This window comes from Candidatus Liberibacter brunswickensis, assembly GCF_036858155.1.
Lineage (GTDB): Bacteria > Pseudomonadota > Alphaproteobacteria > Rhizobiales > Rhizobiaceae > Liberibacter > Liberibacter brunswickensis.
Genome location: NZ_JAAEJX010000014.1, coordinates 17,792 through 28,743 on the forward strand (window position 1 = coordinate 17,792; position 10,952 = coordinate 28,743).

The following is a 10,952-nucleotide window of genomic DNA, read 5'->3' on the forward strand; positions in this document are numbered from 1 at the left end:
ATGAACAAATATATGGTGAAATATTACGGAGCAAATATCTCTATAAATAATTGAGATTATGATGATATATCATATAGGCATTTTGCAATATGAGAAGAGAGATGATATGAATAATTGATTGATGAATATTTTAATTATAAAAATTGTATTATCATTAATTCATACTAATTAAAAAAAATATTTAGAAGCAGCGACATATAATATTCTACGTTTATAGATAATCATTTTATTTTATATTTTCTGTGGGATTTTCATTGAAGTATTATTATAGGTTAATAGAATGGCAGATGTTTTAAAAATTGGTGTTGCAGGACTTGGAACAGTAGGATCTGCTTTGATTAGGATGATTCAAAAACATGAGGAAAAATTAAAAGATATAAATCATAATTCAGTAATTATTTCTGCAGTTAGTGCTCGTGATAAAAATATTGATAGGGGTATAGATTTACTAAATATTGAATGGTTTGATGATCCTATAGTAATGGCTAGTAAGGCAAATATTGATGTCTTTGTTGAGCTTATTGGCGGAGAAAGTTATCCTGCTTATGATGCTGTTAATATTGCTTTAACGAGAGGAATCCATGTAGTTACTGCAAATAAGGCTTTGATAGCACGTTATGGTAATGATTTATCTTTATTAGCTCAAAAAAATAAAACAACCCTCAATTTTGAAGCTGCTGTAGCTGGTGGTATACCTGTCATTAAAGTTTTAAAAGATTTTGTAAAATATAACGATATTAAAAGTATTTATGGGATTATGAATGGTACTTCTAATTATATTCTATCAAATATGAATAATTTGGAATTGTCTTTTCAAGACTGTTTAGAACAAGCAAAAAAATGTGGTTATGCGGAAGATAATTATGAATTTGATATAAATGGAGTAGATTCTGCTCATAAAATAGCAATTCTATCTTCAATAGCTTTTGGTATAAGTACGTCTTTCGATGGAGTATACTGTGAGGGTATTTCTAATATTACTCTTGAAGATGTTAGGGGTGCTGCAGACTTTGGTTACTGTATTAAACTTTTAGCAATGGCTAAGCGTCAAGGGAATGGGATTATAAGATTTGTATATCCTGTTCTTTTAAAATCTGATTCTACCATGGCTTTAGTGGATGGTATTACTAATGCAGTTATTATTGAAACAGATGGATTAGGAAAATTAACAATGGTAGGTCCTGGCGCTGGTGGAAATCCAACTGCATCTTCTGTGTTAGGGGATATTTGTAATATTGATAAAATTAATAATATCGATAAGTCGGTATCTTTGGCTTTGGGTAATATTAATTCTACTTTTAGTACTATTGACTGCAATAATATTTATGAACAAGAAAGAGAATATTTTATTCGTCTTAAGATATGCAATTATGAAGGTGTTTTAGATCAAATATTCTCTCAAATATCAAGTTTTAATATTTCTTTGCGGTTATCTACTTGTCCGCATCAAGGGGAAAATTTTAAAGAGTGTTCAGTCTTTATGATAACTCATAAGGTTTCAGGTACATTGATTTATAATGCAATTAAATATTTTAATGAGAAAAATGATGTTATTAGGAATTATTGTGTGATTTGTATTGAGGATCTTTAGTTAAAATTATACCTCAACGAAAATTAAGTAGTATTTTCAATATGTTTGTTTTTCTTATAAAAAAAATAATATTTAAATGATTATCATCAAGAAGATGAATTTTTGTGCATTTTAAATAAGTATTGCATGTATTCTTCAGTATCATTCTGTTTTTCCCTCTTGTTTTAAAGAAATATGAAGATACATTTTAAATCTGTTCATTATGGTTTTCGTAAAACCAGTATTGTTTATGTGGATAATTTATAATGTTTTGTTGTAATTATAGGAAATAGTCATGAATGATCAGTCTTTTTTAGGAGTGGACTATTCTGTTTCTGGATTTCGATGGGTATCTTTATTGGGACAGAAAGAAATTAATCATGCTATTGCTATTACTCAAAAATATGAAATTCCTGATATAGTTGCCCGTGTTTTAGTTAATAGAAATGTTCCCATTGATTGTGCTAAAGACTTTCTAAATCCATCTATACGTTTTCTCATGCCTGATCCCTTAAATTTAACCGATTGTGATAAAGCAGCGCGTCGGATTGTTCAGGCAATTTATAATTCTGAAAAGATTGCAGTTTTTGGTGACTATGATGTAGATGGGGCTACGTCAGTAGCGTTAATAATGAGATTCCTTGCATATTATGGCGTTCATTCTGATATGTATATACCAGATCGTATTACAGATGGATATGGTCCAAATTCTTCTATCATGGAAAAATTCATAAATGAGGGAGCTCAATTGATTATTACAGTAGATTGTGGCTCTACAAGTTATGATGCTTTACAATATGCTGCTAATAAAGGTATCGATGTAGTTGTTATTGATCATCATCAAGTAAAAGATGAAGAAATTCCTGCTTATGCATTGGTAAATCCAAATCGTTCAGATGATTTATCTGGACAAGGTCATTTATGTGCTGCTGGCGTTATTTTTCTTGTATTAGTTTTGGTTTGTCGTATCCTGCGAGATGATAATAAAATTACTCTTAGATATTTTGATCTGTTGTCCTTATTAGATCTTGTAGCCCTTGCAACTGTATGTGACGTTGTTCCTTTGATCGGGTTAAATAGAGCCTATGTTGTAAAAGGATTAAAGGTTGCTCGTCTTCAATGTAATCCGGGATTAAAGGCTTTAATTGAACGCGTTAATATTTCTTCTCCAATAACATCTGAGAGTTTAGGATATACGATAGGTCCATGTATTAATGCTGGAGGACGTATAGGAGAATCAAGTCTTGGAAGTCGTTTATTGATTTCTGATGATCCACAAGAACTTGAAGCGCTTGCAATGAAACTAGATGTTCTAAATCAGAATCGTCGTTTGATGGAATCCACAATGTTAGAGCAGGCAGAATCAGAGGTTTTGTCTCAGTACGAAGATATTAAACAAGCTTCTATTATTGTAGTGGCGGGAGATAGATGGCATCCTGGTATTGTGGGATTGCTAGCTTCTCGTTTGAGAGAAAAGTTTGATCGACCATCTTTTGTGATTTCTTTTGAAGATGATGGAAAAGGTATTGGTTCAGGAAGATCTATTGAGGGTTTTGATATCGGTAAAATGGTATCTCTTGCAGTTTCAGAAGGTATTTTATTAAAAGGTGGAGGTCATGCTATGGCAGCTGGTTTGACCGTAGAGCGTGCAAATTTTAATAGATTGCGTGATTTTTTTCAAAAATGTGCACAGAGTAAGGTGCCTTATTTAGTTTCAACGCCAATTTTTAAGATAGATTGTGCTCTCAATGCTTCTGCTGTAAACATCTCACTGATTGATATGCTTGAATCTGCTGGGCCATATGGTGCAGGAAATCCAAATCCTATTTTTGCATTTCCTAATCATAAATTAAAAAGTATTCGTGTTGTTAAATTGTCTCACTTACAAATGAGATTTGAATCACAAGATTCAAAAACTTTGCAAGGGATTGCTTTTCGTGTTTACGGCACTCCTTTAGGTGAATTTTTAATGCAATCTCAAGGAAAGTGGATGAATGTTATAGGTCATTTGTGTAGTAATTATTGGAGGGGCAGTAAGATAATTCAATTGCGTGTATTAGACGCTTCTCCGATAGATAAGCACTTTTCATAAGCAATTCAATAAAAATTGACCTGAATTATTATGGTACGCCCTAGGGGAATCGAACCCCTCTTTCCAGAATGAAAATCTGACGTCCTAACCGATAGACGAAGGGCGCATAACCTTAAACAGTTCTTATAATAATAAAAAAATCTATAACGAATTCCTTGTATATTCAAAAAATAATGAAAATACAAGAATTCTCTCTTCACTTTTCGATTATTTATTATGGTTCTATAAAAAATATCGTTATTGATTGTGAAAAATTGTTCTTGTATAATTTTCATATCAAAAACATTGTAAAGAGCAATAGTGATCTTTTAAAAAATATATTTTAAAAATTAAAGCAAAAAAGACTATTACTTTAAGAATAATTGGCAATCTTGCCTATCGCTATGGATTTATTATTTAAATTTTTAAATGAATTTTATTATTGAGATATCTTCAAAATAAAATTTTATTATTTTAAAAATAATATAATATCTATGACTTTTACTTTTTTTATCGAAAAAGATTTTATCTATTCTATCGATAATCCAGCAAAACGTTTTTTAAATCTTGATACTTTTCCTCCATCGTCGTTAATTTTTTGTTTTCCACCAATCCAAGCAGAATGTGAGAGAGGATCAATACCAAGTTTCATGACAGCTCCTTCTGTTTTCCAAGTAGAGCGGGTTTGATATTGTGTTCCATCAGTCATAACTATTGTAATGAAGTGAGTTTCTGGATGAATATTTTTTTTCATGTTTTTCTCCTAGAATTCATTATTTAAAATATGATATAGTCTATATATTATAGATATTTTCAATATCATTTATAGTCTTTATTTAATATAACTCATACGACACTGAAATAATATAGCATAACATTAAATTATGCGGTAGTATTCTACTTATATAATTATCTAATAAATTATAAAAGATAAAATTTTTTATAATATGGTATACAGAAGAGCGTATGCATAATTTTGATAACACTATTTCTTTGTTTAGATTTCAAATATTATACCTTAAATACTGCTGGGGTTTCATATTAGGAGAATTATTAGCAATTTTTATTTATTCAGGAGTTTCTTTGTATATTCCTGTAATAAGCGCTAATATTTTAGGAAAAGGTGGTATTGATCCTCATCATTGGCTCATTTTTATGTCCTTGCTTATCCTTTTTATTATATCAAGCTCTATGCGTTACTATTTTGCTACAATGGTTGGTGAACGCATGATTTTATTTATGCAAAGAGATATTGTTGCAAAAATTATTAAATATTCTCCTTCTTTTTTTAACTCAAGGAGCCATGGAGAAATTTTTTCTACGCTAGTAAAAGATGCAGAGCGGATTAAAACCACAGTAGGAATCAGCATGTCAATTATATTGCGCAATTCTATGGTTGGGATTGGTGCTCTATATATGATGTTTTTGAGTAGCATATATCTTTCCTTGATTGTTGTAAGTATAGTTTGCATTGTATTATTTCTTTTTGTTATTTCTCTCAAATTTAAACGCAATAAAATAAATCACCATAGTACTAATGAAAAGAAGTTACTCGATATTTTCTCTGATATTATCAAATCTGTAATGGTTTTACAGTCATTTAATGCTGGGGAAAAAGCGATAAAACTTTATAATATGCAATCTCAAAATACATATAAAAGTTTTTTAAAAATCACACTAGTTCGCACATGTGTAGTATGTTTTGTTGTTTGTTCTCTATCTTTTAGCTTGTATGTTGTCTTTCTATTCGGAGCTCATTACATAATTATCTCCGGGATGTCGGGGGGAAAACTAGGTAAGTTTTTATATTATACATTTCTTTTTTTAGGAACAATAAGATCTTCTTCAGGATTTATTGGAGGAATATTACAAGCTATATCTTCATTACAACGGTTTCGTGACCTGATGGTATGTAAATTAGATATTGTCTCTCCAACTCCATATAAAACATTTTCTTCTCCAGTATTAGGTAGTATTTCTTTTAATAATGTTTCTTTTTTATATCCTGGAGAATCAAAAAGATCTGTCTTAAAAAATATTAATTTTACCGTTTTGCCAGGACAAACAATAGCATTGGTGGGAAATTCTGGTGCTGGAAAAACTAGTATATTTTCTTTAATATTGCGTTTCTATGATCCTTCTTCAGGAAATATAAAATTAGAAGGTATTGATCTTACTGACCTTTCATTAGAAGAAATTCGTCGATCTATTACTTGGGTTCCGCAAAATCCTATAATTATCAATGCATCCGTACATGATAATATTGCGATAGGATTACCTAATGCAAATCGTGAGGCAGTGCAAAATGCAGCAACCATTGCTCAAGCTCATGAATTTATAATTTGTATGGATAAAGGATATGATACAATCTTAGGGAATCATGCATTTAATTTGTCTGCAGGTCAAATTCAACGTATTGCTATTGCACGTGCTATTTTGAAAGATTCTCCAATTTTATTGCTAGATGAGATGGGATCGGCATTAGATATTAAAAGTGAACAAAAAATATTGAAAGTTTTGCGCGAGAAGAGAAAAGGTAAAACGACAATATTTGCATCTCATAGATTGTCTACTATCCAGAACGGAGATATTGTTTTTTTAATTAACAATCAAGTGATTGTAGAAAAGGGAATCCACGAAGACCTTCTTAAGGATTCAAGTTTATATGCTCGCTATCGTAGCGGAGTATTATGTCAATCAATTTAAATTAAGATACATATGTAATATAAATAAACTCTTGTTAATGAAATCTATTTTTCCATAAAGAAATGATATATAAAATACTTGCTTGATGGGATATTTCTTGTTTGTCTTACTAGACAATAAAAATTGTTACCTCTTTTTTAAGGATAATTTCCTTTTTAAAAAGATAACAACAAGATGATTTTGATTATAATAGATAAGGGATAAGTATTGTGGATAAGAGTAAGGCATTAGACGCGGCGTTGTTACAGATACAGCGTGTATATGGAAAAGGATCTATAATGCAACTTGGTTCTCAAAATAGTGTATTTGAGGGAATAGAAGTTGTTTCTAGTGGATCTTTAGGATTGGATATTGCCTTGGGTATTGGTGGTTTTCCAAAAGGACGTATTGTTGAGATTTATGGTCCAGAAAGCTCTGGAAAAACAACATTAGCTCTTCATACTATTGCACAGTCTCAAAAATCAGGAGGAACTTGTGCTTTTATAGATGCAGAACATGCACTTGATTCTATTTATGCGAGAAAACTAGGAGTTGATTTAAAGAGTTTGCTTGTTTCTCAACCAGATACAGGTGAGCAAGCATTAGAAATAACTGATATGCTAGTACGATCAGGAGCAGTAGATATTATTGTTATAGATTCTGTCGCTGCTTTGACTCCTCGTGCTGAAATTGAAGGTGATATGGGTGAAAGTTTGCCGGGAATGCAGGCTCGTTTAATGAGTCAAGCACTACGTAAGCTTACTGCATCAATTTCTCGTTCTAAGTGTATTCTTATTTTTATTAATCAAATGAGAATGAAGATAGGTGTTATGTTTGGATCGCCTGAAACTACTACAGGTGGAAATGCTCTTAAATTTTATTCTTCTATTCGTTTGGATATTCGTCGTGTAGGCTCTATTAAAGAAAAAGATTCTATTATTGGCAATCAAACTCGAGTAAAGGTAGTAAAAAACAAAATGGCTTCTCCATTCAAACAAGTAGATTGTGATATTATGTATGGAGAGGGTATCTCTCGTTTTGGAGAATTGATCGATTTAGGTGTCAAAGCATCTATTGTAGAAAAATCTGGAGCTTGGTTTTCTTTTAAGGGACAACGTTTGGGTCAAGGGCGTGAAAATGCTAAAGTATTCTTACGAGAACATATTGATGTTGCTGATAATATAGAAAGTTTATTACGCCAAAATGCTGGATTAGTAGCAGAAAGCCTTTTACAGGAATCTGTCATTAATACGAAAGACGATACCGATAAAAACTAATAATTGAATTGTTAGATAATTTCTATCGATTAAAAGTTTTAAATTATGTAATTTTGTTGTACGTTAAGAATTGAAGGTTATTGCCTATGTTGTTATTCGGACGATATTTTTTTAATTTTTAAAAAAATGAACACGTTTTTTTACCTTCGTCTTCACTTGTTCCACAAAATTATCAGATAACAATTAATAAGTAAGTACTATTACATTGATATTGATTATAAGTTTTATATGACTTGTGTTTTGTTGCACAATAAAGATTAAAGGATAATAATAATATGAGTGATTTGAAGAATATTCGGACGACATTTATTGATTTTTTTAAAAAAAATGGACATAAAGTGTTACCATCTTCTTCACTTGTCCCGAAAAATGATCCGACATTGATGTTTACAAATTCAGGGATGGTGCAGTTTAAAAATATTTTTACTGGTCAAGAGAAACCTGTAGATAAAACGGTTACAACAGTGCAAAAATGCGTTCGTGCTGGTGGTAAGCACAATGATCTTGACAATGTTGGACGTACTACTCGTCACCATACTTTTTTTGAAATGTTGGGTAATTTTGCTTTTGGTGACTATTTTAAAGAAAAAGCTATTCAACTTGCTTGGGATTTATTGACAAAGGAATTTGATATTGATCGGCGTCTACTGTATGTAACAGTTTATGATGAAGATGAAGATGCCTTTAAACTTTGGAAAAAAATTTCTGGTTTATCTTCGGATAAAATTATTCGAATTACTACTAACGATAATTTTTGGTCAATGGCAGATATTGGTCCTTGTGGTCCTTGTTCGGAAATTTTTTTCGATCAGGGAGAAAATATTACAGGTGGATTGCCAGGATCTTCTGAGGAAGGAGAGCGTTACATTGAAATATGGAACCTCGTTTTTATGCAATTCGAACAAAAAAACAATAAAGAACGTTCTATTTTACCTAATATGTCCGTAGATACTGGGATGGGATTAGAAAGAATGTCATCTATTTTACAGGGAAAAATTGATAATTACGATATAGATCTTTTTAAAAATATTATTAAGGCTTCCGAACAGGTGACGGGTATTAAATATGAAGGAAATAATATATTTCATCATCGTGTTATAGCGGATCATCTTCGTTCATCTTCTTTTCTTATTGCAGATGGTGTGTTACCTACAAATGAAGGAAGAGGATATGTATTAAGGCGTATTATGCGTCGTGCTATGTGCCATTCTAGGTTGTTAGGGTATAAAGATGAATCCCTTATGACGCATCTTTTCCCTGTTCTTTGTATGGAGATGGGGGAGGCATATCCTGAATTAATGCAAGCAAAGTTGTTGATTGAAGAAACGTTTAGGCTAGAAGATATCCGATTTAGAAATACCCTTGATAAAGGTCTTGTTTTACTTGATGAAGCATCATCTAATCTAGGAAAAAATGATGTTCTAGATGGAGAAATCGCTTTTAAATTATACGATACTCATGGTCTTCCCGTTGATATTATTCAGGATATTTTATGGACACGTGGTTTTGGGGGGGTAGATATAGTATCATTTAATGAATTTTTAGAGAAACAAAGATCAAAAGCTAGAGCTCATTCTTTGGGTTTAGAAAAAAATACAACAGGAAAAATTTGGTATTATCTCAAGGAAAAATTCGGATCTACTCAGTTTGTAGGATATGATTTGCTTTATGGATCTAGGGTTGTCGTTGATGAAAATGATAAAATAATTGAATGTTCATCATCCCCAAAAACTCCTATAGATATTACTAAAGGTTTTTCATCTAAAGTTAAAGCTATTGTACAGAAAGACGAGATAGTAGAAAAAGCAATAGAAGGGCAAGAAGTTGAAGTAATATTTGAAAAAACGCTTTTTTATGCTGAATCTGGTGGTCAGGTATCTGATACTGGTATTGCTATTGGTGATGGGGTTAGTCTTAAAATTACTGATGTACAAAAAAAAGCAAATGGACTAATTTCTCACAGTGCTCGAGTTGAATCTGGTATATTACGAACAGATATGCCGATTGTTCTTACAATTAATTATGAAAATCGTCGTCAACTTAGTATTAATCATACGGCAACACATCTATTGCACCATGCTTTATGTACTGTTATTGGTTCTCATATTAATCAAAGCGGATCATGCGTTACTCATGAAGGATTGCGCTTTGATATAACACATTCAAAGCCTATTACTAATGAAGAGATTAGAGCAATTGAGGATAATGTTAATGATGTTATTGCGCAAGATCTTCCCGTTATCACGAGAAACGTGGATAAAAATCATGAAATAGTATCTGATGCTACTGCTCTAGTAGGTAAACAATATGGTGATAAAGTAAGAGTCGTTTCTGTTGAATATGGTGATGGAAAAGTACATTCTTCTGCATTATGTGGAGGAACACATGTTCGCTCTACAGGAGAAATTATGCTCTTTTATATTATTCGAGCTAGTATGCGTCGTATTGAAGTGATTACTGGAAAAAGAGCACGTTCTCATCTTGTTGCACAAGATGAAAAAATAAAACATCTTTCTTCTTTTCTTAAAGTACCACAGGATAAAGTTGTCAGGCGTGTAGAGGAAATATGGGAAGAACGTCGTAAACTCAAGATGCAAGTTGTTAATGCCAAAAAGAAATCACAAATAAATATTGATGATTTATCTTGTCATAAAGTTGATAATGTCAATTTTATGAGCAGTGTTATTCCTGGAATGAATTCTAGAGATCTTAGTGGTTTAATTGATACTCTGCAAAAGAAAATTAAGTCTGGAATTATTATGCTTATTGGGATTTCTAAAGAGAAAAAAGCTTCTGTTGCTGTTGCAGTGACAAAAGATTTGATTGATCGCTTTAATGCAATTGATATGGCACGTTTGTCTTCAAATATCTTAGGTGGAAAAGGAGGAGGAGGAGGGCGTCCTAATATTGCTCAATCTGGTGGACCAGATGGTGATAAAGCAGATAAAGCCATTGAAGGTGTTATAGCTTCTTTGAAAAAGTAAAAAGGATATATAAGCTTTTATAAAAATTTTATTTTTATACACTTTGTATCATGTTACTTAAGTAATAAAAGTCCTTGAGAAAAAATATTGATTATTAAAATATAATATTTCAACTATATCAATTATTATTGTTATTAGCACAACCATGATAAATTATTGTGATAATAATTTTATTATATAAAGTTTAGATTATTTCTTTATAATTATTAATTTATCGTTAAATCCTTGATATTATGGCTTTTTTCAATTATTATCCGCACCTTGTTTTATTGGGTTCGGGCTTATTAGATTCTATAGCTTCAGAAATAAGCCTTGAAGTTTTGATTCCTAAACGTACTCTATCAGCTCCTCGAGTATATCTTTCG

General features: G+C 31.4%; 6 protein-coding genes and 1 tRNA gene. 5 read left to right on the forward strand and 2 right to left on the reverse strand.

Annotation, left to right across the window (positions count from 1 at the left end):
* The first annotated feature begins 280 nt into the window (after positions 1-280).
* Together GY664_RS04505 and recJ are read left to right on the forward strand one after the other, a co-directional pair.
* The gene (locus tag GY664_RS04505) at positions 281-1,591 is read left to right on the forward strand and encodes a homoserine dehydrogenase (protein WP_333948290.1); all 1,311 of its coding nucleotides are present in this window, start codon (positions 281-283) and stop codon (positions 1,589-1,591) included.
* Between the two features lie 274 nt (positions 1,592-1,865).
* Positions 1,866-3,662 (forward strand): single-stranded-DNA-specific exonuclease RecJ, encoded by a 1,797-nt coding sequence (gene recJ, locus GY664_RS04510; protein WP_333948291.1) that lies wholly within the window; start codon positions 1,866-1,868, stop codon positions 3,660-3,662.
* 31 nt (positions 3,663-3,693) lie between these two features.
* Here the strand turns inward: recJ and GY664_RS04515 are convergent.
* Positions 3,694-3,768: transfer RNA gene (locus GY664_RS04515), tRNA-Glu, on the reverse strand.
* A gap of 402 nt (positions 3,769-4,170) precedes the next feature.
* Positions 4,171-4,395, reverse strand: a complete 225-nt coding sequence (rpmE, locus tag GY664_RS04520) for a 50S ribosomal protein L31 (RefSeq protein WP_333948292.1) — start codon at positions 4,393-4,395, stop codon at positions 4,171-4,173.
* 212 nt (positions 4,396-4,607) lie between these two features.
* Between rpmE and GY664_RS04525 the strand changes: the two genes are divergently transcribed.
* The 3 genes from GY664_RS04525 to alaS all read left to right on the forward strand — a co-directional run bounded on the left by GY664_RS04525 (position 4,608) and on the right by alaS (position 10,587).
* Positions 4,608-6,347, forward strand: a complete 1,740-nt coding sequence (locus GY664_RS04525) for an ABC transporter ATP-binding protein (protein WP_333948293.1) — start codon at positions 4,608-4,610, stop codon at positions 6,345-6,347.
* 209 nt (positions 6,348-6,556) lie between these two features.
* Positions 6,557-7,603, forward strand: a complete 1,047-nt coding sequence (gene recA, locus GY664_RS04530) for a recombinase RecA (RefSeq protein ID WP_333948294.1) — start codon at positions 6,557-6,559, stop codon at positions 7,601-7,603.
* A gap of 275 nt (positions 7,604-7,878) precedes the next feature.
* On the forward strand, positions 7,879-10,587 hold the full coding sequence (gene alaS / locus GY664_RS04535) for an alanine--tRNA ligase (protein ID WP_333948295.1): 2,709 nt from the start codon (positions 7,879-7,881) through the stop codon (positions 10,585-10,587).
* The last annotated feature ends 365 nt before the right edge of the window (positions 10,588-10,952 follow it).